Source organism: Bacillus sp. FAU20, from assembly GCF_056033865.1.
On the sequence record NZ_JBVYHY010000003.1, the window covers coordinates 775,185 to 799,238 of the forward strand.

The 24,054-nt window shown below is 37.5% G+C and carries 21 protein-coding genes; 16 read left to right on the top strand and 5 right to left on the bottom strand.

Annotated features, from left to right (window positions below; genetic code table 11):
* Nucleotides 1-122: 122 nt before the first annotated feature.
* From AC0OM3_RS04530 to pyrE, 13 genes are all read left to right on the top strand, one after another.
* Nucleotides 123-452, top strand: a complete 330-nt coding sequence (locus AC0OM3_RS04530; protein WP_001002956.1) for a TraR/DksA C4-type zinc finger protein — start codon at nt 123-125, stop codon at nt 450-452.
* 124 nt (nt 453-576) lie between these two features.
* The gene (gene lspA / locus AC0OM3_RS04535; RefSeq protein WP_000642180.1) at nt 577-1,035 is read left to right on the top strand and encodes a lipoprotein signal peptidase LspA; all 459 of its coding nucleotides are present in this window, start codon (nt 577-579) and stop codon (nt 1,033-1,035) included.
* 4 nt (nt 1,036-1,039) lie between these two features.
* Nucleotides 1,040-1,948, top strand: coding sequence for an RluA family pseudouridine synthase (locus AC0OM3_RS04540; protein WP_000005828.1), 909 nt, complete (start codon nt 1,040-1,042; stop codon nt 1,946-1,948).
* Between the two features lie 203 nt (nt 1,949-2,151).
* Nucleotides 2,152-2,694 (top strand): bifunctional pyrimidine operon transcriptional regulator/uracil phosphoribosyltransferase, encoded by a 543-nt coding sequence (gene pyrR / locus AC0OM3_RS04545; protein WP_001156491.1) that lies wholly within the window; start codon nt 2,152-2,154, stop codon nt 2,692-2,694.
* A gap of 146 nt (nt 2,695-2,840) precedes the next feature.
* A complete protein-coding gene (uraA, locus tag AC0OM3_RS04550) occupies nt 2,841-4,124 on the top strand; it encodes a uracil permease (protein ID WP_000435923.1) in 1,284 nt (427 codons plus the stop codon).
* 148 nt (nt 4,125-4,272) lie between these two features.
* Complete coding sequence (gene pyrB, locus AC0OM3_RS04555; protein ID WP_474211121.1) at nt 4,273-5,187, top strand: aspartate carbamoyltransferase; 915 nt, start codon at nt 4,273-4,275, stop codon at nt 5,185-5,187.
* Nucleotides 5,171-6,457 (top strand): dihydroorotase, encoded by a 1,287-nt coding sequence (gene pyrC, locus AC0OM3_RS04560; RefSeq protein ID WP_001108367.1) that lies wholly within the window; start codon nt 5,171-5,173, stop codon nt 6,455-6,457. Before pyrB ends, pyrC begins: the two co-directional genes overlap by 17 nt.
* Nucleotides 6,454-7,551, top strand: a complete 1,098-nt coding sequence (locus AC0OM3_RS04565) for a carbamoyl phosphate synthase small subunit (RefSeq protein ID WP_000828680.1) — start codon at nt 6,454-6,456, stop codon at nt 7,549-7,551. Before pyrC ends, AC0OM3_RS04565 begins: the two co-directional genes overlap by 4 nt.
* Nucleotides 7,536-10,754: a carbamoyl-phosphate synthase large subunit gene (gene carB / locus AC0OM3_RS04570; protein WP_001126102.1), complete on the top strand. Its 3,219-nt coding sequence runs from the start codon at nt 7,536-7,538 to the stop codon at nt 10,752-10,754. The genes AC0OM3_RS04565 and carB overlap by 16 nt, the downstream gene beginning before the upstream one ends.
* Entirely contained in the window at nt 10,751-11,530 is a 780-nt protein-coding gene (gene pyrK, locus AC0OM3_RS04575) for a dihydroorotate oxidase B electron transfer subunit (protein ID WP_000983365.1), read from the top strand. The genes carB and pyrK overlap by 4 nt, the downstream gene beginning before the upstream one ends.
* Nucleotides 11,527-12,456: a dihydroorotate oxidase B catalytic subunit gene (pyrD, locus tag AC0OM3_RS04580; protein WP_001081049.1), complete on the top strand. Its 930-nt coding sequence runs from the start codon at nt 11,527-11,529 to the stop codon at nt 12,454-12,456. Before pyrK ends, pyrD begins: the two co-directional genes overlap by 4 nt.
* Nucleotides 12,441-13,157, top strand: a complete 717-nt coding sequence (pyrF, locus tag AC0OM3_RS04585; protein ID WP_000083512.1) for an orotidine-5'-phosphate decarboxylase — start codon at nt 12,441-12,443, stop codon at nt 13,155-13,157. The genes pyrD and pyrF overlap by 16 nt, the downstream gene beginning before the upstream one ends.
* The gene (gene pyrE / locus AC0OM3_RS04590; RefSeq protein ID WP_000711449.1) at nt 13,154-13,786 is read left to right on the top strand and encodes an orotate phosphoribosyltransferase; all 633 of its coding nucleotides are present in this window, start codon (nt 13,154-13,156) and stop codon (nt 13,784-13,786) included. Before pyrF ends, pyrE begins: the two co-directional genes overlap by 4 nt.
* 106 nt (nt 13,787-13,892) lie before the next feature.
* Here pyrE and AC0OM3_RS04595 read toward each other — a convergent pair whose 3' ends face one another.
* Together AC0OM3_RS04595 and AC0OM3_RS04600 are read right to left on the bottom strand one after the other, a co-directional pair.
* Nucleotides 13,893-14,147: a YbeF family protein gene (locus AC0OM3_RS04595; protein WP_001003920.1), complete on the bottom strand. Its 255-nt coding sequence runs from the start codon at nt 14,145-14,147 to the stop codon at nt 13,893-13,895.
* A gap of 167 nt (nt 14,148-14,314) precedes the next feature.
* Nucleotides 14,315-15,700 (bottom strand): hypothetical protein, encoded by a 1,386-nt coding sequence (locus tag AC0OM3_RS04600; protein ID WP_474211122.1) that lies wholly within the window; start codon nt 15,698-15,700, stop codon nt 14,315-14,317.
* 182 nt (nt 15,701-15,882) lie between these two features.
* Here AC0OM3_RS04600 and AC0OM3_RS04605 point away from each other — a divergent pair, with 182 nt between their 5' ends.
* Nucleotides 15,883-16,251 carry a YoqO family protein gene (locus AC0OM3_RS04605; protein ID WP_002181188.1) on the top strand — a complete coding sequence of 123 codons (369 nt, stop codon included), beginning with the start codon at nt 15,883-15,885 and terminating at the stop codon, nt 16,249-16,251.
* Between the two features lie 32 nt (nt 16,252-16,283).
* On the opposite strand, the gene AC0OM3_RS04610 is transcribed toward AC0OM3_RS04605, so the two are convergent.
* Both AC0OM3_RS04610 and AC0OM3_RS04615 read right to left on the bottom strand, forming a co-directional pair.
* Nucleotides 16,284-16,808, bottom strand: a complete 525-nt coding sequence (locus AC0OM3_RS04610) for a DinB family protein (RefSeq protein WP_001012046.1) — start codon at nt 16,806-16,808, stop codon at nt 16,284-16,286.
* Nucleotides 16,809-16,890: 82 nt separating this feature from the next.
* A complete protein-coding gene (locus AC0OM3_RS04615; RefSeq protein WP_001026207.1) occupies nt 16,891-17,961 on the bottom strand; it encodes a M24 family metallopeptidase in 1,071 nt (356 codons plus the stop codon).
* 300 nt (nt 17,962-18,261) lie between these two features.
* Here AC0OM3_RS04615 and AC0OM3_RS04620 point away from each other — a divergent pair, with 300 nt between their 5' ends.
* On the top strand, nt 18,262-19,443 hold the full coding sequence (locus tag AC0OM3_RS04620) for a lysozyme inhibitor LprI family protein (RefSeq protein ID WP_474211123.1): 1,182 nt from the start codon (nt 18,262-18,264) through the stop codon (nt 19,441-19,443).
* A 50-nt stretch (nt 19,444-19,493) separates the two neighbouring features.
* Here AC0OM3_RS04620 and AC0OM3_RS04625 read toward each other — a convergent pair whose 3' ends face one another.
* Nucleotides 19,494-21,203 (bottom strand): Rqc2 family fibronectin-binding protein, encoded by a 1,710-nt coding sequence (locus AC0OM3_RS04625; RefSeq protein ID WP_474211124.1) that lies wholly within the window; start codon nt 21,201-21,203, stop codon nt 19,494-19,496.
* Between the two features lie 105 nt (nt 21,204-21,308).
* On the opposite strand from AC0OM3_RS04625, the gene AC0OM3_RS04630 reads away from it, so the two are divergent.
* A complete protein-coding gene (locus AC0OM3_RS04630) occupies nt 21,309-24,032 on the top strand; it encodes a calcium-translocating P-type ATPase, SERCA-type (protein WP_001104779.1) in 2,724 nt (907 codons plus the stop codon).
* The last annotated feature ends 22 nt before the right edge of the window (nt 24,033-24,054 follow it).

Sequence of the window (24,054 nt, forward strand, 5' to 3'; positions counted from 1 at the left end):
TTTTGTTGATGGTATATCAAAATCACTTTCAGACTCTTTCCTGTGAAGGAAAAATGTGTGTGAGGTAAGCAAATAAATTTCGGACACACTAACTGTACATTACAGCTAGGAGGAATGTACACGTGAATGAAATTTACATGGAAATAAAAGAAGAATTGCAATTGATGAGAAAAGAGTTGCAAGAGAGACTAGCTAAAGAAGTAATGCACAAATATGATGTCGAGTTCAGCCAAGAACTTGGATATGAAATTAAGGAAGAGATAAAGAAAAAATTGCTATTACATGATATAAAAGAGGATTTAAAGGATGTAGAACGCGCATTATTTAAGATGGAAATAGACATGTATGGTATTTGTGAAGAGACGGGGAGATTAATTTCGACAAAGCAAATGAAGACAATGCCGACTGCCCGTACGATTCATGAATTCTTCTATGAAAAGGTAAATGTATGAATACGCACAACGATATTATATTACCTTTTTTTAATTTATTTTATTCTTCTATAAAGGTTCATTGTGAAAAGGTAGCAGCTATGCTAAAATTTTGAGGTACACTGTCTTTGTGGGGGAAATGAAAATGATATATTATGTAATAGCGTTATTCGTCATTGCTATCGATCAAATATCGAAGTGGTTAATTGTAAAGAACATGGAATTGGGTACGAGTATTCCGATTATCGACAATGTATTATACATAACATCACATCGAAATAGAGGTGCTGCTTGGGGTATTTTAGAAAATAAAATGTGGTTCTTCTACATTATTACAGTTGTTTTTGTAGTATTTATTGTATTTTATATGAAAAAGTATGCGAAAACAGACAAGCTTCTAGGTATTTCGTTAGGCCTAATTTTGGGCGGGGCAATTGGTAACTTTATTGATCGTGTATTTAGACAAGAAGTAGTGGATTTCATTCACGTGTATATTTTCTCGTACAACTATCCAGTATTCAATATAGCTGATTCAGCATTATGTATTGGTGTTGTATTAATTATTATTCAAACATTATTAGAAGGCAAGAAAGCGAAGGAGTAATTGAATGAGTGAAGTAGTACAAGTAACAGTTGCAGCAGAGCAAAAAAACGAGCGAATTGATAAATTCGTTGCAGGGATAAATAACGAATGGTCACGTACGCAAGTGCAGCAATGGATTAAAGATGACGTTGTGACAGTAAACGGGAAAGCTGTAAAAGGAAATTATAAAGTAAAAGAAGAAGATGAAATTACAGTAACAATTCCTGAACCAGAAGAGTTAGATATTCAACCAGAAGATTTAAATTTAGAAATTTATTATGAAGATGCAGATGTGCTTGTTGTAAATAAGCCACGTGGTATGGTTGTACATCCAGCACCAGGGCATACAAGTGGTACACTTGTAAACGGCCTCATGCACCATTGTACAGACTTATCAGGCATTAACGGTATAATGCGTCCAGGTATCGTGCATCGTATTGATAAAGATACATCTGGACTATTAATGGTTGCTAAAAATGATATGGCACATGAATCGCTTGTAAATCAGCTTGTAGCAAAAACAGTAACGAGACGTTATAAAGCGATTGTACACGGTGTGATTCCGCATGATAAGGGAACGATTGATGCTCCGATTGCTCGTGATAAGAAAGAGCGTCAAAGTATGACAGTTGATGAAAATGGTAAGAACGCTGTTACGCACTTCCAAGTGTTAGAACGCTTTAAAGACTTTACACTTGTAGAATGTCGCTTAGAAACGGGACGTACGCACCAAATTCGTGTTCATATGAAATATATTGGCTATCCACTTGCAGGAGATCCGAAGTATGGTCCGAAGAAAACGTTAGATATGAATGGACAAGCACTTCATGCGGGTATTTTAGGCTTTGATCATCCTCGTACTGGTGAATATATTCAGTTTGAGGCACCAATTCCAGAAGTGTTTGAAGACGCATTAAATATTTTACGAAAATAGTATTGACAAATCATAAGAAAACTGAGATACTGACAACAGTTAAATAATGATCCTTTAACACAGCCCCGTGAGGTTGAGAAGGTAACGGTTTGAAATACTTAGGGTATGTTGTACCCTTTTTTCAAAAGTCCTCTCGCACACGCTGAGAGGACTTTTTTTATACCATTACTCTCACGCAAGAAAAAAGCTTGGAGGTGTAGAGCATGCAAGAGAAAGCTGTCGTTTTAGATGACCAAATGATTCGCCGCGCTTTAACACGAATTAGTCATGAAATCGTGGAACGAAATAAAGGTGTCGATAATTGTGTTCTTGTCGGAATTAAAACTCGTGGAATTTTTATTGCACAACGTTTGGCAGAACGAATTGGTCAAATTGAAGGAAAAGAAATGGAAGTTGGAGAGTTAGACATTACGTTATATCGTGATGATTTAACACTACAATCGAAAAATAAAGAACCACTTGTAAAGGGTTCTGATATCCCTGTAGATATTACGAAGAAAAAAGTTATCCTTGTGGATGACGTATTATATACAGGAAGAACAGTTCGAGCAGCAATGGATGCTCTTATGGATTTAGGTAGACCATCTCAAATCCAATTGGCGGTTCTTGTTGATAGAGGTCATCGCGAATTACCAATTCGCGCTGATTATGTAGGGAAGAACATTCCAACATCAAGTGAAGAGCGTATCGAAGTTGATTTGCAAGAGACAGATCAACAAGATCGAGTAAGCATATACGATAAGTAAAGCCCTTTTAAATGTAGTCCTGTGAGGCTGCCAAAGGGTCTTGGCTTTCATATGTCAAATTTGGCATACGAAAGTGTAGGACTCTTTGTGCACAGGCACAAAGAGTTTTTTTATTGCAAAGATTTAAACTGAAGGAGGATGTAACAATGGAACAAAAGCCAGTGTTAGACGTTAATGAAGTACCGAAACCGGGAAAATGGTTATTTTTAAGTATACAACATTTGTTCGCGATGTTTGGATCAACAGTGCTTGTTCCATTTTTAACAGGATTGAATCCATCAGTAGCATTAATATCAAGTGGATTAGGAACGTTAGCGTTCCTTCTTATAACGAAAGGCCAAGTACCTGCTTATCTAGGATCATCATTCGCCTTTATCGCACCGATTATAACAGCCAAAACGGCAGGTGGACCGGGAGCGGCAATGCTTGGTGGTTTGCTAGCAGGACTTGTGTACATTTTAATCTCACTCGGAATTAAGAAATCAGGATCAGAGTGGATTATGAAATTACTACCACCAATCGTAGTTGGTCCAGTAGTAATGGTAATCGGTCTAGCTTTAGCACATACAGCAGTTAACATGGCGATGAACGATGCGGATGGCAAATATAGCTTTACACATTTTTCAGTAGCGTTAGTAACATTAGCAATTACAATTATATGCTCGATATTTGGAAGAGGATTTTTCAGTATAATACCAGTGTTACTTGGCATTATCGGCGGATATATCTTCGCTTACTTCCAAGGGCTAGTAGACTTAAAGCCGGTAGCTGAGGCAAAATGGTTTGTTGTACCAGATTTCACAGTACCATTTGTAACATACACACCAGAGTTTTCATGGAAGATTGTACTCTTGATGGTACCAGTTGCACTAGTAACAATATCAGAACATATCGGACATCAAATTGTTCTTGGAAATGTTATTAAAAGAGATTTAATTGAAAAACCAGGTTTACACCGTTCAATCTTCGGTGACGGAGTAGCAACATTAATCGCGTCACTAATCGGTGGGCCACCAAATACAACGTATGGTGAAAACATCGGTGTGCTAGCAATTACGAGAGCATACAGTGTATACTTATTCATCGGTTCAGCAGTATTCGCAATCATGTTCGGATTTATCGGTAAGATTTCTGCACTGATTCATTCGATTCCAACACCAGTTATGGGTGGTGTATCAATCTTACTATTCGGTGTAATCGCATCAAGCGGATTACGCATGATGGTAGATGATAAAACAGATTTAAGTGACAAACGAAACCTAATGATTGCATCAGTAATATTAGTAATCGGTATTGGTGGAGCGGTACTTCACGTAGGAGAATCATTCCAAGTAGAAGGAATGGCACTAGCAGCAATTGTAGGTGTACTGTTAAATCTACTACTACCGGAAACGAAACAAATAAAACAATCTAAGCAGATTGCTTCATAATAATAACCTTTTAATTCAGTCCTGTGAGACCGAAAAGGGTGGCTTCTTTCTTGCACCCTAGTCTCACATGACTAGGGTATTTTTATGCAAAGGTTGTTATAAAAATTCAAAAGTGGTAACATAAAAATCAGAAAGATGAGGGATGACGATGAGCCATTTGTTAACGATGAGTGAATTATCGGAAGTAGAAATTTCAGAAATCCTAAAAGATGCAGAAGATTTTGCGGATGGAAAAGAGAGCAAAACGACAGAGCAAACTTTTGTTGCGAACTTGTTCTTTGAGAATAGTACGAGAACGAGATTTAGCTTTGAAGTTGCTGAGAAGAGATTAGGACTTGATGTTTTAAACTTTTCAGCTGATGCATCTAGCGTACAAAAAGGAGAAACTCTATACGATACGATAAGAACACTAGAATCAATCGGAACAAAAGCAGTGGTCATCCGCCACGAGCAAGATCGCTACTTCGATGAACTAAAAGATCAGGTGAATATTCCAATCTTAAACGCTGGAGATGGATGCGGAAACCACCCAACACAGTGCCTACTGGACCTTCTTACAATTAAACAAGAGTTTGGAAGATTTGAAGGTTTGAAGATTGCAATAGTAGGAGATGTTCGTCATAGCCGAGTAGCACGTTCTAATGCAGAAGCATTAACGAAGCTTGGTGCAACGATTTACTTTGCAAGTCCAGAAGAGTGGAAAGATGAAGACAACACATTTGGAACATACAAACCATTAGATGAACTTGTTCCAGAAGTTGATGTAATGATGTTACTCCGTGTACAACATGAGCGTCATGATCATTATGAAACAGACATTATGAAAGAATATCATGAGAAACACGGATTAACAGTAGAAAGAGAAAAGCGTATGAAAGAAGGAAGCATTATTATGCATCCAGCTCCTGTAAACCGTGATGTTGAAATTGCAAGTGAACTTGTTGAGTGTGAGCGTTCACGCATATTTAAACAAATGGAAAATGGAGTTTACGTAAGAATGGCTGTACTAAAACGCGCCTTACCAAATGTATTAGGAGGAATGAAACATGAATTATTTGTTTAAAAATGGTCGTTATATGAATGAAGAAGGAAAAATCGTAGCAACGGATCTTCTCGTACAAGACGGTAAAATCGCTAAGGTAGCAGAAAATATTACGGCAGATAATGCTGAAGTAATCGATGTGAACGGAAAGTTAATCGCACCTGGATTAGTAGATGTACACGTACATCTTCGTGAACCAGGTGGTGAACATAAAGAAACAATTGAAACAGGTACACTAGCAGCGGCAAAAGGTGGATTCACTACAATTTGCGCAATGCCAAATACACGCCCGGTACCAGATTGCAGAGAACATATGGAAGACTTGCAAAAACGTATTGAAGAAAAAGCTCATGTTAACGTACTACCATACGGAGCAATTACAGTACGTCAAGCTGGTTCTGAAATGACAGATTTCGAAACATTAAAAGAACTTGGAGCATTTGCTTTCACAGATGACGGCGTAGGCGTACAAGATGCGAGCATGATGTTAGCGGCTATGAAACGTGCAGCAAAATTAGATATGGCAGTAGTTGCGCACTGTGAAGAGAATACGCTTATTAATAAAGGTTGTGTACATGAAGGGAAGTTTTCTGAGAAACACGGATTAAACGGTATCCCATCAGTATGTGAATCTGTACATATTGCAAGGGATATACTGCTTGCTGAAGCAGCAGATTGCCACTATCACGTATGTCACGTAAGTACGAAAGGTTCTGTACGTGTAATCCGTGATGCGAAACGCGCTGGAATTAAAGTAACAGCAGAAGTAACACCGCATCACCTAGTGTTATGTGAAGATGATATCCCATCAGCTGATCCTAACTTTAAAATGAACCCACCACTTCGTGGAAAAGAAGACCATGCAGCATTAATTGAAGGTTTATTAGATGGAACGATCGATATGATCGCAACTGACCATGCACCGCATACAGCGGAAGAGAAAGCACAAGGAATTGAAAGAGCACCGTTTGGAATTACTGGTTTTGAAACAGCATTCCCGCTTCTATACACAAACCTTGTGAAAAAGGGAGTCATTACGCTAGAACAGTTAATTCAATTCTTAACAGAAAAGCCAGCTGATACATTCGGCTTAGAAGCAGGTCGCCTAAAAGAAGGTAGAGCAGCTGATATTACAATCATTGATTTAGAACAAGAAGAAGAGATTGACCCAACAACATTCTTATCAAAAGGAAAAAATACACCATTCGCAGGTTGGAAATGCCAAGGATGGCCGGTAATGACAATCGTTGGTGGTAAGATCGCATGGCAAAAGGAGAGTGCATTAGTATGAAAAGACAACTTATCTTAGAAGATGGAACAGTATTAATTGGAACAGGTTTCGGAGGCGAAATCGAAAAGTCAGGTGAGGTTGTATTTACAACAGGAATGACTGGATATCAAGAAACATTATCTGATCCATCATATTGCGGTCAAATCGTAACATTCACGTACCCATTAATCGGAAATTACGGCATTAACCGTGACGATTTTGAATCCATTCACCCATCTGTAAATGGTTTAATCGTAAACGAAATTTGTGATCACCCATCAAACTTCCGTAATGAAATTTCGTTAAATGATTACTTGAAAGAAAGAAATATTCCAGGATTAGCAGGGATTGATACGAGAAAATTAACGAGAAAAATTCGTCAATACGGTACATTACGCGGACGCCTTTGTAACATGGATGCAGATGTAGAGTACATTGTAAGCCAATTAAAAGCGACAGTATTTACAGATCATGTAAAACGCGTATCAACGAAAGATCCATACCCAAGCCCAGGTCGTGGTCACCGAGTTGTACTAGTAGACTTCGGTATGAAACATGGTATTTTACGAGAATTAAATAAGCGTGACTGTGATGTAATTGTAGTTCCTTACAACACAACAGCAGAAGAAATTTTACGCCTTAGCCCAGATGGAATTATGTTAAGTAATGGACCTGGAGATCCGAAAGATGTACCAGAAGCAATTGAAATGTTAAAAGACATTATCGGTAAAGTTCCTTTATTCGGAATTTGCCTAGGACATCAATTGTTCGCTCTAGCATCAGGTGCAAATACAAGTAAGTTGAAATTTGGTCACCGTGGTTTAAACCATCCAGTAAAAAATCTTGCAACTGGAAAAGTAGCAATTACATCTCAAAACCACGGATACGCAGTAGAAGAAGAATCAGTTGAAAATACAGATCTTGAAATTACACATGTTGCTTTAAACGATGGAACGGTAGAAGGTCTTCGTCATAAGAAGTTCCCAGCATTTACAGTACAATACCATCCAGAAGCTTCAGCGGGACCAGAAGATGCAAATGATTTATTCGAAGATTTCTTAACAATGATTGAAAACTTCAAGAAAGAAGGGGAAGAGTTATGCCAAAACGCCTAGACATTAACACAATTTTAGTAATCGGATCAGGACCAATTGTAATTGGGCAAGCAGCGGAGTTTGACTACTCTGGCACACAAGCTTGTCAATCTCTTAAAGAGGAAGGTTACAAAGTAATCCTTGTTAACTCTAACCCAGCAACAATTATGACGGATACTGCAACAGCAGATAAAGTATACATCGAGCCATTAACATTAGAATTCGTAAGCCGTATTATTCGTAAAGAACGTCCTGATGCAATCCTACCAACATTAGGTGGTCAAACAGGTTTAAACATGGCTGTTGAACTTGCAAAATCAGGCGTACTTGACGAGTGCGGAGTTGAAATTTTAGGAACAAAATTATCAGCAATCGAGCAAGCGGAAGATCGTGATTTATTCCGTACATTAATGCAAGATTTAAATGAACCAACACCACCAAGTGAAATTATTCATAACCTTGATGAAGCATATGGATTTGTAAATGAAATTGGTTATCCAGTAATCGTTCGACCAGCGTTCACATTAGGAGGAACGGGCGGCGGAATTTGCCATAACGAAGAAGAGCTAATTGAAATCGTAACAAGCGGTTTAAAACATAGTCCAGTAACACAATGTTTATTAGAGAAAAGTATTGCTGGCTGTAAGGAAATTGAATATGAAGTAATGCGTGATTCAAATGATAACGCGATTGTAGTATGTAACATGGAAAACATCGATCCAGTTGGTGTTCACACAGGTGATTCGATTGTAGTAGCACCGAGCCAAACGCTAAGCGACCGTGAATATCAAATGTTACGTAACACTTCATTACGAATTATTCGTGCACTAGGAATTGAAGGCGGATGTAACGTTCAGCTTGCGCTTGATCCATATAGCTTCCAATACTATGTAATCGAAGTAAATCCACGTGTAAGTCGTTCATCTGCACTAGCATCTAAAGCAACTGGATATCCAATTGCGAAATTAGCAGCAAAAATTGCAGTCGGTTTAACGTTAGATGAAATCGTAAACCCAGTAACACAAAAAACTTACGCTTGCTTCGAGCCAGCGTTAGACTATGTTGTTTCAAAAATTCCACGTTGGCCGTTTGATAAGTTTGAATCAGCGAACAGAACGCTTGGAACACAAATGAAAGCAACTGGTGAAGTTATGTCAATCGGACGTAACTTAGAAGAATCATTACTAAAAGCAGTTCGTTCTTTAGAGCTTGGCATTTATCACTTAGAATTAGACCACTTAAAAGAACTTGATAAAGAAACGATGAAAAAACGTATCATTAAAGCGGATGATGAACGACTGTTTATTGTAGCAGAAGCAATTCGCCAAGGTGTAACGAAAGAAGAAATCAATGAATGGTGTGAAATGGACTTCTTCTTCTTACAAAAAGTTGAAAACATCGTAAATATGGAACGTGAAGTAAAAGCGAATGTAGGAAATATGGAAGTACTACAAACTGCAAAAGAAATGGGCTTCAGCGATCACTACATTGCAGCAGCTTGGAACAAAACGGAGCGCGAAATTTATGATATGCGTAAAGAAAATAATATGATGCCAGTATTCAAAATGGTAGATACTTGCGCGGCAGAGTTTGAATCTGCAACGCCATATTACTACAGCACATATGCAGACGAAAATGAATCGATTGTAACAGATCGTAAGAGTGTAGTAGTTCTAGGATCTGGTCCGATCCGCATTGGTCAAGGTGTTGAGTTTGACTACGCAACAGTTCACTCAGTATGGGCAATTAAAGAAGCTGGATATGAAGCAATTATTATTAACAACAACCCAGAAACAGTTTCAACAGACTTCAGTATTTCTGACAAATTATACTTTGAACCATTAACGATTGAAGATGTAATGCACATTATCGATTTAGAAAAACCAGAAGGTGTTATCGTTCAGTTCGGTGGACAAACGGCAATTAACTTAGCAGCGAAACTAGAAGAACACGGTGTGAAAATTTTAGGAACATCACTTGAAGATCTAGACCGTGCAGAAGATCGTGATAAATTCGAAGCTGCACTAACACAATTAGGTATCCCACAACCAGTTGGTAAAACAGCAACAACTGTAGAACAGGCGGTAGCAATCGCTGAAGAAATTGGTTACCCAGTATTAGTAAGACCATCTTACGTATTAGGTGGACGTGCGATGGAAATCGTATATCGTCAAGAAGAACTACTGCACTACATGAAAAATGCAGTTAAAGTTCATGCGGAGCATCCGGTATTAATTGACCGTTACATGGTTGGTAAAGAAATTGAAGTAGATGCAATTTCAGACGGCGAGAATGTATTCATTCCAGGTATTATGGAACATATTGAACGCGCTGGAGTTCACTCTGGTGACTCAATTGGAGTATACCCACCACAAAGCTTATCTGAAAAACTAAAAGAACAAATTATTGAACATACAATTGCACTTGGAAAAGGTTTAAACATTGTTGGATTACTAAATATCCAGTTTGTAGTATTCAAAGATCAAGTGTACGTAATTGAAGTAAACCCACGTGCGAGTCGTACAGTACCGTTCTTAAGTAAAATTACGGGCGTACCTATGGCGAATGTTGCAACGAAAGTTATTTTAGGTCAAGACTTAGTTGAGCAAGGATACGGAACTGGTTATCACCCAGAAGAGAAAGAAGTATATGTAAAAGCACCGGTATTCTCGTTTGCGAAACTACGCTCAGTTGATACAACATTAGGACCTGAAATGAAATCAACAGGGGAAGTAATGGGTAAAGACTTAACACTTGAAAAAGCATTATACAAAGGATTAGTTGCTTCTGGAATTAACATCCCAACGCACGGATCAGTAATTATCACAGTAGCGGATAAAGATAAAGAAGAGGCAATGGAAATTGCAAAACGTTTCCACGAAATCGGTTATAACTTATTAGCAACAGCTGGAACAGCAAAATCGTTAGCGGAGCAAAATATTCCAGTGCAAGTTGTAAACAAAATTGATTCTGAAGACTACAACTTACTTGATATTATCCGTCAAGGAAAAGCGCAGTTTGTAATCAATACATTAACAAAAGGAAAACAACCAGCGCGTGATGGTTTCCGCATTCGCCGTGAATCAGTAGAAAATGGTGTAGCTTGCTTAACATCACTTGATACAACGAGAGCAATCTTACGAGTATTAGAATCTATGACATTCTCAGCTCATTCAATGAAAGAAATTACGCAAACAAAGCGTCACGAGGTGGTACATGCATGATGCAAAAGCAAAATATGATCGTCGTTAACCAAAAAGAAATCGCAAAAAATATTTACGAATTAGTGCTTCAAGGAACGTTAGTACAGCAAATGAACGAACCAGGGCAGTTTGTACACATTAAGGTAGCAGAGGGCATTGCGCCCCTTCTGCGCCGCCCAATTAGTATTTGTAATGTAGATCAAGAGAAGAACGAATTTACAATGCTATATCGTGCCGAAGGACAAGGGACAAAAACATTAGCAACTAGAAAACAAGGTGAAATGGTAGATGTACTGGGACCATTAGGAAACGGTTTTCCTGTAGAAGAAGCAGAAGCTGGCCAAACAGCTTTATTAGTAGGCGGGGGAATTGGTGTACCACCACTTTATGAATTATCACAGCGCCTCGTTGCAAGGGGTGTACGTGTTATTCACATCTTAGGTTTTCAAACGAAAGATGTTGTTTTCTATGAAGAAAAATTTGCAGAACTTGGTGATACGTACGTTGCGACAGTAGACGGTACACACGGTACAAAAGGATTTGTCACAGATGTAATTGATAATTACGGAATCGACTTTGATATTCTTTACTCATGTGGCCCGTTAGCGATGCTTCGTGCATTAGAAGGACGTTACAAAGAGAAAAAAGCCTATATTTCATTAGAAGAGCGTATGGGTTGTGGTATTGGAGCTTGTTTCGCATGTGTATGCCACTTACAAGAAGATCCAAGTGGACATTCTTACAAGAAGGTGTGTAGCGACGGACCAGTATTTCCAATCGGGGAGGTTGTACTATGAACAGATTGCAAGTTGAATTACCAGGATTATCATTAAAAAATCCAATTATACCGGCATCTGGATGCTTTGGGTTTGGTCGTGAATATGCACAGTTTTACGATTTAAGTGTACTAGGATCAATCATGATTAAAGCGACGACAGAACAACCACGTTATGGAAATCCAACGCCTCGTGTTGCTGAAACACCAGGCGGCATGCTAAATGCAATTGGACTTCAAAACCCGGGATTAGACAAAGTAATGAATTCGGAATTACCATGGTTAGAACAATTTGACCTTCCAATTATTGCGAACGTTGCAGGCTCACAAGCTGAGGATTACGTAGCGGTTGCGAAGGAAATTTCTAAAGCGCCTAATGTCCATGCACTAGAATTAAACATTTCTTGTCCGAACGTAAAAACAGGTGGTATCGCCTTTGGTACAAATCCTGAAATTGCTGCTGATTTAACGAAGCGAGTAAAAGAGGTTTCTGAAGTGCCTGTATACGTGAAATTGTCACCGAACGTGGCAAACATAGTGGAAATTGCAAAAGCGATTGAAAATGCAGGTGCAGATGGTTTAACGATGATTAATACATTGCTTGGTATGCGTCTAGATTTAAAAACAGCTAAACCAATTTTAGCAAACCGTACAGGCGGATTATCAGGTCCTGCGATTAAGCCAGTAGCAATTCGCATGGTCCATGAAGTAAGCCAAGCGGTTAACATTCCAATTATCGGAATGGGTGGTATTGAAACAGCTGAAGATGTAATTGAATTCTTCTATGCTGGCGCAAGCGCAGTTGCAGTAGGTACAGCGAACTTTATCGATCCGTTCGTATGTCCGACAATTATTGAAGAGTTACCAGCATTATTAGATGAGTTAGGATTTGATCACATTTCGGAATGTCAAGGAAGGAGCTGGAAGCAAACATGTCACAGTCGTTAATCGTTGCACTAGATTTTCCAGGGAAACAAGAAGTAGAACAATTCTTACAACACTTTGAAGGGGAAGAGTTATTTGTCAAAGTAGGTATGGAGTTATTTTACAAAGAAGGCCCTGCGATTATTACGTACTTAAAAGAAAAGGGACATAAGATCTTCTTAGATTTAAAACTTCATGATATTCCGAATACAGTAAAAAGCGCTATGCGTAGCTTAGCTAGTCTAGATGTCGATATGGTAAATGTTCATGCTGCTGGGGGAAGCAGCATGATGAAAGCTGCGATTGAGGGATTAGAGGAAGGTAAGCAAGAAGGAAAAGAGAGACCGATTTGTATTGCAGTTACACAACTAACAAGCACTTCGGAAGCTATGATGAAAAAAGAGATTGGCATTGAGAAAACGCTAGAAGAAGCGGTTGCTCATTATGCAAAACTAACGAAAGAAAGTGGACTTGATGGCGTTGTTTGTTCAACACTTGAAGTTCCAAAATTACGTGAAGTATGCGGAAATGAATTTGTAACAGTAACACCGGGGATTCGTCTTGCAAGCGATGATGTAAATGACCAAGTGCGCGTAGCAACACCGAAACGTGCGAGGGAACTTGGTTCAAGTTACATCGTAGTCGGACGTAGTATTACAAAAGCAGAAAATCCGCTTGAAGCGTATAAAACAGTAAAACAACAGTGGGAAGGTGTAACAGTATGAAAAAAGAAATCGCATCGCATTTATTAGAAATTGGAGCAGTATTTTTACAACCGAATGATCCATTCACTTGGTCTTCAGGTATGAAATCACCAATTTATTGTGATAACCGTTTAACTTTATCTTATCCAAAAGTACGTCAAGCGATTGCAGCTGGATTAGAAGAGTTAATTAAAGAGCACTTCCCAACTGTAGAAGTTATTGCAGGAACAGCAACTGCTGGTATTGCGCACGCTGCATGGGTAAGCGATCGTATGGATTTACCAATGTGCTACGTACGTAGTAAAGCAAAAGGGCACGGTAAAGGGAACCAAATCGAAGGAAAAGCTGAAAAAGGTCAAAAAGTCGTAGTAGTAGAAGACTTAATTTCAACTGGCGGTAGTGCAATTACATGTGTAGAAGCACTTCGCGAAGCTGGATGTGAAGTATTAGGAATCGTATCAATCTTCACATACGAGCTAGAAGCAGGAAAAGAAAAGCTAGAAGCAGCTAACGTAGCATCATATTCTTTAAGTGATTACAGTGCATTAACTGAAGTTGCAGCAGAAAAAGGTATGATCGGACAAGCTGAAACGAAAAAATTACAAGAGTGGCGTAAAAATCCAGCTAACGAAGCTTGGATCACAGCGTAATACAAAAAAACGACCGCGGGGGAACGCGGTCGTTTTTTATATTATTGTTAAAAATTCAAGTAAAGTTCCATCAATATTAAAGAAAATCATATTACAATCTCCTTAACTACTTAGTGCTTTCTGCAAGCTTATATCCTCTTACAAACAATAGAGTCACATAAGAAACAATAAATGAGAAAATGCTATACATGCCGACCCAAAAGAAAAATTTTGGAGTAAAGGCGATAACACCTATTATTAAAAAACTAGCAAACGTTACAATCGGCATTACGTAATACGTTTTCGTTTTGCGTGTTCCAATAACAGATACGATAAAGATAAATAATGGACAAATTAATAAGACGAAAATCAATTCATTCATAGGTATGTCCCCTTTTCTAATTGCAGTAATCTGTTTCTCGTAAACGTTTTGAAATAATTACTCTCCTAATATAATTTCGCTAAGTAATAACGAATCCCTCTTGAAAACTGATAATTCATGATGAATTGTACAAGCAAAAAACGTAAGCAAGAGAACACTTGCTTACGTTATAGGATAAACATCGCAACGATCGTGGTGACAATTAAACCGATAACAACCGGTAAAAAGTTTCGGCGTGCAAGTTCAAATGGATCGACTTTACAAATCGCAGCAGCAGGAATAAGTGCCCAAGGAATTAACGTCCCGCCCCCGGTCCATATAGCTGCAATTTGCCCGAGTGCTGTTAATGTAGCTGTTCCATGGCCAAGTGCTGTTCCAAAAAGATTGGCAATGGAACCAGCAAGTGATATACCTGAAAAACCTGATCCATCTAAGCCGGTAATGACACCAACGATGGTTAATGTCCCTGCCGATACATATTGATTTAAAGGAACAGTTTGAGATAAAGCGATGCCTAAGTCGTTAATGATTCCGTGTGAACCTTTCGGTAAATAGTCCCCGATAATTTTCACAAAGCCACTATCTCCTAAATAAAAGAGTGCAGCGATAGGAATAACTGGTCCGAAAATTTTAAAGCTAAATTGGAGCCCTTCTATGAAATAATCGGTCGTTTTATTCAGTCCATTACCTTTGTAGGCGATGAGAGAAATGATGATAATCATAATAACAGTTGTTCCGCCGATAAGTGCAGTTGCGTCGCTTCCTTGTAGTTGAAATTGAATCATGCAAAGGATATCAATGATATATACGATAGAGATACAAATAGCGAGCCATTTCTTTGTGCGAGGAGATAATGAAGTGAGCGTTTTAGAAGACTCAGTTGATAGAATAGATTCTTGTATAGCTAAGCCTGTATGAAACTCTTTTCGTAAGAAGAAAAAAGCGACGGAAGTTGTCACAACGCCCATAACGATAACGAGTGGAACACTTGCAGATACGACGCTGGAAACAGGGAGACCAGCAGCGTCTGCGGTTAATTTTGGTGCGCCTTGTATAACGAAGTCGCCGGATAAAGCAATCCCATGACCGAATAAGTTCATAGCAATTGCAACCCCAATTGGAGGAAGGCCGACACGTACAGCAACCGGTAATAAAATAGCTCCCATTAAGGCGACAGCTGGAGAAGGCCAAAAGAAGAAAGAAATGGTCATCATTAAAAGGCCGATAATCCAGTAGGCGAGTGTAGGTGTACGAATCATTTTTGTAAATGGTGAAATCATCGTATCATTTATGCCAGTATGAACGAGTAAATTGCTCATTGATACGATAATGGAGATGATTAATATAGTTGGTAATAGCTCAGTAATGGCGTAAATGAAACTTTGAAAAATTCCGCTAATGGCAAGAGGGATAGAACTTGTTGCAGTTAATGCTAATAAAAAGATAAAAACGATACAAATGATAGTCGTATCTTTTCGGAGAATAAAAAAGGTAATAATAGTGAGTAAACAAATAATGTAGAGAGCGTGTAATAGCGTTAATTCAACTCCCATAACATTCACATCCTTTAGGCATTCGTGTAGTGTATTGTATGAAAGCGGTGAAAGTATGTGAGTATAGGAAAAAGAAAAAAGTGAAATTTCATGTACTGTAATGATAAGAATAAAAAATGGATGATACAATACAATTAATCCTAAAAATGGGATTTGAGGAGAAGGGGAATGGGGGAGTACGAATGAGAGAAAAAATAGGATATTATGGTGTGCTAGTTTGTTTACTATTATCAGTTATTTCAGGACAATTTCTTAACAGTGAATGGGTACCAGTTATATTATGTATAGGCGTATTGATTTTTGCTCCTATGTATCGCTGGAATGAATGGAAAGCATATAGTCGAAAAAAGAAAATGGTTTTCAGCATCGAATTTGTCATTATAATCAGCACAATTCCGTTTTTGTTATGGAAAGGAAATGAGATAATAGATGGAATTGTAATGTTTCAAGGGTGGTTGTTTATTGCGAAAATGCTATATTTAATATGCATTTTAATGTTGGTAGTGGTAGTCACTAAAATAGTAAACGAAAAGCTATTCGTTAATGAATAAAAGAAAATGCCACCTTATTCGGTGGCATTTCCTCATTTTACTGCATGAGCTTTTTGCATCTTTTTAATTAAACGAATTTGTCCACGATGATTGATTTCATCTTCAAAAACGTGAAACCACTTAAAATAGTTATTTGCTGGTTTGTCATACCAAAAGTCTGTCGTTTTAAATAACCATTCATCAGGTAACGATTGAAAAGTCTCGATTGTTTTGGAACGTACTTCTTGTAATGTATTGATGTAAAATTCTATAGCGTTTCCTTTTATTTTCTCACGTCCAAGATCGCCTAATTCAATGCCAGGTAACCAGCGTTCTAATTCAGCCTCCGTTGGTTCACGGTCTTCAAAAGTATGAATCTGGTAGTAAAATTCAATAGCGGCCATATGGTACAATAACATGCCAATTGAATTTGTGTCCTTATCATATAAATAATCAAGTTCCTCAATTGTTAAACCTTCCACCGCTTGCATTGTTGTATAGCGAGCGTAATTCATCATGGAAACAAGATTTGAAAATTCAGACTGTAACCCATCTATCTTATCAATTACAAAATTCAATTTAAATTCCCCCTCTTAAACGATGACTCCAGAGAAAGAATTCTATGTGCAACGAAAAACTCCTTTAAAAAAGGTCGTGATTTCAACAAGGAATAACAATTAGTTCTCTATTTGATTTTGTAATAACTTCATAGCCTTCTTTTGTAATGACGATATCGTCTTCAATTCTACAACCGCCCCAGTTCGGAATGTAAATACCAGGTTCAACGGTAACAACCATACCTTCTTCTAAAGTAGCCGTACTTTCTTGAGATAAGCGAAGAGGTTCATGTATTTCTAACCCAAGACCATGACCAGTAGAGTGTCCAAAATATTGACCATATCCACAATCTGTAATGTATTTTCTTGTTACATCATCGATACTTTTCGCAGTTTCTCCAGGCTTAATCGCTTCAGTCCCACGTTTTAACGCTTCTCGTACAACATTGTATATTTTTTTGAATTCTTCCGATGGTTCCCCTATTGCTACAGTACGTGTTATATCGGAACAATATCCGTCGTAAAGTGCACCGAAGTCTAATGTAACGATATCCCCTCGTTCGATTATTTTATTTGATGCAACTCCATGGGGAAGTGAAGAACGAACGCCTGAGGCTACAATGATTTGGAATGAAGAAGATGTAGCCCCTTTTTTTCGCATGAAAAATTCTAATTCATCTCGTACAGCATTTTCACTTATTCCTGGTTTTAGAAACGTAAGAATGTGGTGAAATGCTTCGTCCGCGATATTAGCTGCAATTTTCATTGTTTCTATTTCAGGCGTGTCTTTAATGATACGAATATTTTCGATAATTTCGCACACTTGAATCATTTCCGCCTGTACGTATTTTTGCAAGTTTTTATATTGTTGCAATATCATGTTGTTTTCTTCAATTCCAAGTTTTTGAATGTTTAATTTCGATACTTGATGTGCAATTTCTTTTTCTAAATTTCCTTTATGCATAATAATTTCAGCATCTTTTATTTGTGATTTCGCTTGATCTACATAGCGGAAATCAGTGATAAAAACAGCTTGATCGGCAGAGATTAAGACGCCGCCAGCGCTACCTGTAAAGCCTGTTGCATATTGACGGTTTTCTTTCTTTGTAATAAGTAACCCGTCGATTCCGTAATTATGTAGTTGTTTTTGGATGTTAGTTATTCTTATATTCATTTTAATTCCTCCTTTTTACATTAATAAAGCAAGAATTGTGCCAATATATTTATTTAGAATAAAAGAGAAGAGGGTAGCTGTGTGTCAAAAAAACTAGACGGATGTAAAATATATATATAATTTTTACAGTAAGTTTTTATGTGAATGAACAATAATGTAAACTTGCAAACAAAATCTTTTTAATTTAAATATTATATTTTTTGTATAAATAAATTAAAAAATTGGTATAATAAGGGATTGTTACGTTTTTTTGTAGGTAAAGAGATGTAACGAAAAAATTGGGTTAAGGAATGTGAATGTATGAAGAAATTAAGTAAAGTAATGTCATTTTGTTTGGCCGCTAGTATGCTTGTTATAACGGGGTGTGAAACAAGTGAAAACAAAGTTCAAGTGAATAAAATGATTGAACAGCTTGATGAAGCGCCAGAAGTGACAGAAAAAGAAGCAAAAAAGATTGTAAGAAAGAGTGTAGATGGAATAGTAAACGCGTTTAGTGAGATGGAAAAAGAAAATGGATGGAGCCGAAATAATCCTGGGGATTTAGAGACAGTTAAAAAAGGAGTTAAGGGATTAGTTTCAAAAAAATTTGTAGAGAATCAGCTTCTTGAATTGCTTAATAACTTTAATAGATCGAGAGAGACTGATATGTTACCATTCCCAAATTATTTTCAAACTGAAATAAGATTTTCTTCTTCACAAGATAAAGAAAATTTAACGGTACATACATTAAGTTTAGAAGATGAAATAGGTCATGCGGCCCAAGAATGGGAATTTCATTTGGTGTATAAAGAAGGGGAATGGTTAATGGATAAATGGTCATTCGTTTTTCCTGAAGATTTAAAACTTACAAAAGAAGAAGCAAATAGAATTTTACAAACGCCAGACGATAAGAATGTGTCATTTGTAAGTGAAGAAAATAGTGGCGATAAGAAATATATATTCAAAGATAGTAACGGATTAATTACTGTAAATGCGAAAACATCTCTTATTTCATACAATGTAGATGAAAATAAGTATGAAAAGTTAACGAAAGAAAGAAATATTCAAGAAACAGAACAAGTACAGAGAAAGGATTCCAGTGCGTATACAGGCTCAAAAGACGAGAAACAATCGCAAAAAGAATCTTCTTCAAAGATAGATAGAGCAAATGTTTTAAGCGAATTAGCTGCTATAGATAAACAAGAAAAACATACGAATGCTATGTCAACCAATGATATAGTAAATGAAATAGAAGGAAATTATGAACTGTGGGATAATAAACTAAATGAAATTTACAGTACATTAAAAAGTACGATGTCAGCTGATGCGTTCCAGTCGTTAAAAACGAAACAAATTGCGTGGGTTAAAGAAAAAGAAAGTAAAGTTAAAGCAATTGGTACTGATACAAATAATGGAACGATGAGGCGTATAGAAGCCTCAGAAGAGAAATATAAGATGACAAAAGCAAGATGTTATGAATTAGTAAATGGGTATATGAATTAGTGTGAACGAATATAAAAAATGCGCTGCATACAAGCAACGCATTTTTTTATTTACGCTTTTAATTTCATTACAATATCAGCATCTGGTGTTACATATACGGTTTGCTGATTGTCATACGTAACAAAACCAATTTTTGCACCACTCGGTTTTTTAACATGGCGTATTTTGGTGAAATCAACAGGTACAGAGCTAGACTCTTTTGCTTTACTGTAATAGGCAGCAATCTTGGCAGCTTCTAGTAAAGTTTCTTCAGCAGGCTCTAAAGAACGAATGACAACGTGAGAACCAGGTATGTCTTTCGTATGTAACCAAATTTCATCACGGCGGGCAAACTTCGTTGTTAAATAATCATTTTGTTTATTGTTTTTACCAACGAAAATCTCTGTGCCATCACTTGCTACATATTTATCTAATACTGGTTTAGTAGGCTTTTTCTTTGCGTTTTTTGTTTTACGATTGCGCACATAACCTTCTTCAGCTAATTCCTCACGAATTTCTTCAATATCTTTTGAAGAAGCAGCTTCCATTTGTTGAAGTAAGCTATCAAAATAAAGAATTTCTTCATTTGTTTTTTCGATTTGTTCTTCTACAACAACAACTGAATTTTTTGCTTTTTGATACTTTTGGAAATAGCGTTGTGCATTTTCAGATGGTGTTTTTAAAGGATCTAATGTGATTTTTACAGTTCCACCATTCTCATCGTAATAATTAACGACCTCAATATCTTTATCGCCCTTTTTTAAAGCGTACATATTAGCTGTAAGTAGCTCTCCAAATAGTTGATATTTATCTGCTTTTCCAGCATCTTGCAGTGTTTTTTCGAGTTTAATGAGTTTTTTCTCATTTTTATTTTTTTCGTTTTGCATAAAGCGCTCTAAATCATGAGCTTGTTGTTTTACACGATCACGTTCTGCCTTGCCAAAGAAGAAACGATCTAACAGTTCGCTCACTGATGAGAATGTTTTTTCTTCTCCTTGCAAGTGTGTAAGAGGGAAAAGATAAAAGAATTCTTTTCCATTTGCAGTAATCATTGTTGGTGTATATGCATGAGATAGTAATGGTGTTTGTATAGAGAAAAATGCTTCTGATAATGCTTTCTCGTTTACCATACCGGCTTTCTTTACTACTTCTTTTGCAAATAATGGGGATATTCCCATGAAGGCCCCCACGAGTTGTTTATCCATATTTCCAGATAGAAAGTCTAGCGGTCTAATAAAATCATCTGCGGTTTCAATTTGCAGAGGATTGATTTTATGTTGGGCTGGTGGCGCGACGTACTCAGCGCCAGCATATACAGTTCGGTGACGGTTTACGGCTAATGAAACGTGTTTTAAGCTATCTAAAATCACGTTTGTTTTCGTATCTAATAAGATAATGTTACTATGTCGTCCCATTATTTCAATTACTAATGTTTTTAATGATTCGTCTCCGATTTCATTACGACTGCGAACTGTAATTTGAATAATGCGTTCTAAGTCGATTTGTTCAATTTTTTCAATAAATCCACCTTCTAAATGTTTGCGAAGAAGCATACAGAACATCGGCGGTATTGCTGGCGAATCGTAGTTTTGATTCGTTAAGTGCATACGCGCATATGTAGGATGAGATGAAAGAATTAGTTTTTGGTTCTTTCCATTCGCTCGAATATGTAATAAAATCTCGTATTTTGAAGGTTGATATATTTTGGAAATTCTTCCTGTGTAAAGAGAATTTTTAATTTCATGTGTAATCGCTCTTGTAAATAATCCATCGAATGCCATAAATGAACACTCCTTTCTAACTAAATGTTAATTATAGCATTTTTTTGGACGAGGCTGAATAAGCTTTCAATAGAGTATGTCTGGAATCAGGAGGTCGATAGCAGGATGAACTGGTATGGAATGCGAGCACATGAAGTGGAAGAAAGGACGAATACGAATGTAAAGGTTGGACTTACAGAGAAAGAAGCAGAAGGGCGAGTAAAGAAATTTGGTACTAATGAATTAGAAGAAGCAAAAAGGCCTTCTGCACTAATGGTATTTTTAGCACAGTTTAAAGATTTCATGGTACTCGTTTTGTTTGGAGCAACAATTGTTTCTGCGTTTTTAGGTGAATACATTGATTCTATTGCTATTGTTGCCATTGTTATTATCAATGGTATTCTCGGCTTTTTTCAAGAAAGAAAAGCTGAAAAATCATTGGAAGCTTTAAAGGAACTAGCCGCTCCGCAAGTTACTGTAATGCGGAATGGAAAGTGGGTAAAAGCACCATCTAAAGCACTTGTTTTAGGGGATATTATTAAGTTTTCCAGTGGTGATCGTATTGGGGCTGATGTGCGTCTTGTTGAGGCATCAAGTTTATATATTGAAGAGTCTGCTTTGACAGGGGAGTCCGTACCTGTACAAAAGAAGGTAGAAGCATTGCAAGGGCAAGATGTTGCAATTGGGGATCAAAAAAATATGGCTTTTATGGGGACAATGATTACGCGAGGATCTGGTACAGGAGTTGTTGTAGCAACTGGTATGAATACAGCGATGGGGCAAATTGCAAATATGTTGCAAAATGCAGAGCAAATGGAAACGCCACTGCAAAGAAGGTTAGAACAGCTCGGAAAAATATTAATTATTGTAGCTCTTATTTTGACAGCGCTCGTTGTATTGGCTGGTGTGTATCAAGGGAATGAAGTATATCATATGTTTTTAGCTGGCGTATCGCTAGCTGTTGCGGCTATTCCAGAAGGATTGCCAGCAATTGTTACAGTAGCTTTATCACTTGGTGTACAGCGTATGATAAAAAAGAGAGCAATTGTAAGGAAGTTACCGGCCGTAGAAACGTTAGGCTGCGCTTCTGTTATATGCTCTGATAAAACGGGAACAATGACGCAAAACAAAATGATGGTAACACATATGTGGTCAGGCGGAGAATTGTGGAAAGTGACAGGGCAAGGATATGAACCTAATGGCTCTTTTATGAAAGGTGAAAAAGAAGTGAATCCAGCTAAGACAAAATCACTTTATCAGCTACTTACATTTGGTTCACTATGTAACAATGCAAATATTATTCAAAAGAAAAAGGCGTACGTATTAGATGGAGATCCAACAGAGGGAGCGCTTGTAGCTGCAGCAATGAAAGCTGGGATAACACGTGAGGCGTTGAAAGGGAAATTTGAAATTATTCGTGAATTTCCCTTTGATTCAACTCGAAAAATGATGAGTGTTATTGTACGAGATCGAGAGGGGAAAAAGTTTATTGTTACGAAAGGAGCACCTGATGTTCTTTTGCAAATGAGTCAAACAATCTTATGGGGGGATAAGCAGCAGCCGTTAAGTGAGCTATATAGAAAAGAAGTACAGGCGGCTATTCATAGCTTAGGTAGTCAAGCGCTTCGAACAATTGCAGTTGCGTTTAAGCCTTTAAAAGTCACGGATTCTATTGAACATGAAAGAGACGTTGAAAAAGATTTTATGTTGGTTGGGATACAAGGTATGATTGACCCGCCAAGGCCAGAAGTGGCGCAGGCGGTAAAAGAGTGTAAAGAAGCTGGTATTCGAACAGTAATGATTACAGGTGATCATAAAGTGACAGCAATGGCGATTGCTGAACAATTAGGAGTTTTACCACCAGATGGACGCGTTGTTGAAGGCGTAGAACTCGCGAATATGGATGTGGAGGAATTAGAAAATGTTGTAGAAGATACGTATGTATTCGCTCGTGTATCACCTGAACATAAATTAAAAATTGTTAAGGCACTGCAAAATCAAGGACATATAGTAGCGATGACAGGTGATGGAGTGAACGATGCTCCAGCGATAAAAACAGCGGATATTGGGATAGCGATGGGAATTACAGGGACAGATGTTGCGAAAGAAGCCTCTTCACTTGTTTTACTAGACGATAATTTTGCTACAATTAAATCAGCAATTAAAGAAGGAAGAAATATATATGAGAACATACGTAAGTTCATTCGCTACTTATTGGCGTCAAATGTTGGAGAAATTTTAGTTATGTTATTTGCGATGTTACTTGCATTACCACTGCCGATGGTTCCTATTCAAATTTTATGGGTGAACTTAGTTACTGATGGTTTACCAGCGATGGCATTAGGTTTGGATAAGGCTGAAGGAGATGTGATGAAGAGAACACCGCGCCACCCGAAAGAAGGGGTATTTGCTAGAGGGCTTGCGTGGAAAATAATAAGTCGAGGTTTTTTAATTGGGGCAGTGACGTTAGTAGCGTTCATTATTGCGTATAACCAACATCCAAATGAACTGAAATATGCACAAACTGTAGCGTTTGCGACGTTGGTACTTGCTCAGCTTATTCATGTATTTGATTGTCGCAGTGAGCATTCTGTCTTTCACCGTAATCCATTTGGGAACGTGTATTTAGTAGGGGCGGTTATTATTTCGTTACTACTCATGCTAGTGGTTATATATTATCCACCGTTACAACCGATCTTTAGCACAATGCCGATACAAGCAAGAGATTGGTTATTAATTGGAGGTTTGTCATCAATTCCGACTTTCTTACTAGTAGGCTCTTTATTAACAGGGAAAAAGGCTAAGAAGAAAAAGTCGATGTTATATAAGAAGGGATTAAACTTGAAATAGTCAATGTTATGAAAATGTGATA

Excerpts from the sequence above, each read along its gene's own strand:
- lspA (WP_000642180.1), top strand. The coding sequence starts at position 577 with ATGATATATTATGTAATAGCGTTATTCGTCATTGCTATCGATCAAATA.
- AC0OM3_RS04540 (WP_000005828.1), top strand. The coding sequence starts at position 1,040 with ATGAGTGAAGTAGTACAAGTAACAGTTGCAGCAGAGCAAAAAAACGAG.
- pyrR (WP_001156491.1), top strand. The coding sequence starts at position 2,152 with ATGCAAGAGAAAGCTGTCGTTTTAGATGACCAAATGATTCGCCGCGCT.
- uraA (WP_000435923.1), top strand. The coding sequence starts at position 2,841 with ATGGAACAAAAGCCAGTGTTAGACGTTAATGAAGTACCGAAACCGGGA.
- pyrB (WP_474211121.1), top strand. The coding sequence starts at position 4,273 with ATGAGCCATTTGTTAACGATGAGTGAATTATCGGAAGTAGAAATTTCA.
- pyrC (WP_001108367.1), top strand. The coding sequence starts at position 5,171 with ATGAATTATTTGTTTAAAAATGGTCGTTATATGAATGAAGAAGGAAAA.
- AC0OM3_RS04565 (WP_000828680.1), top strand. The coding sequence starts at position 6,454 with ATGAAAAGACAACTTATCTTAGAAGATGGAACAGTATTAATTGGAACA.
- carB (WP_001126102.1), top strand. The coding sequence starts at position 7,536 with ATGCCAAAACGCCTAGACATTAACACAATTTTAGTAATCGGATCAGGA.
- pyrK (WP_000983365.1), top strand. The coding sequence starts at position 10,751 with ATGATGCAAAAGCAAAATATGATCGTCGTTAACCAAAAAGAAATCGCA.
- pyrD (WP_001081049.1), top strand. The coding sequence starts at position 11,527 with ATGAACAGATTGCAAGTTGAATTACCAGGATTATCATTAAAAAATCCA.
- pyrF (WP_000083512.1), top strand. The coding sequence starts at position 12,441 with ATGTCACAGTCGTTAATCGTTGCACTAGATTTTCCAGGGAAACAAGAA.
- pyrE (WP_000711449.1), top strand. The coding sequence starts at position 13,154 with ATGAAAAAAGAAATCGCATCGCATTTATTAGAAATTGGAGCAGTATTT.
- AC0OM3_RS04595 (WP_001003920.1), bottom strand. The coding sequence starts at position 14,147 with ATGAATGAATTGATTTTCGTCTTATTAATTTGTCCATTATTTATCTTT.
- AC0OM3_RS04600 (WP_474211122.1), bottom strand. The coding sequence starts at position 15,700 with ATGGGAGTTGAATTAACGCTATTACACGCTCTCTACATTATTTGTTTA.
- AC0OM3_RS04605 (WP_002181188.1), top strand. The coding sequence starts at position 15,883 with ATGAGAGAAAAAATAGGATATTATGGTGTGCTAGTTTGTTTACTATTA.
- AC0OM3_RS04615 (WP_001026207.1), bottom strand. The coding sequence starts at position 17,961 with ATGAATATAAGAATAACTAACATCCAAAAACAACTACATAATTACGGA.
- AC0OM3_RS04620 (WP_474211123.1), top strand. The coding sequence starts at position 18,262 with ATGAAGAAATTAAGTAAAGTAATGTCATTTTGTTTGGCCGCTAGTATG.
- AC0OM3_RS04625 (WP_474211124.1), bottom strand. The coding sequence starts at position 21,203 with ATGGCATTCGATGGATTATTTACAAGAGCGATTACACATGAAATTAAA.
- AC0OM3_RS04630 (WP_001104779.1), top strand. The coding sequence starts at position 21,309 with ATGAACTGGTATGGAATGCGAGCACATGAAGTGGAAGAAAGGACGAAT.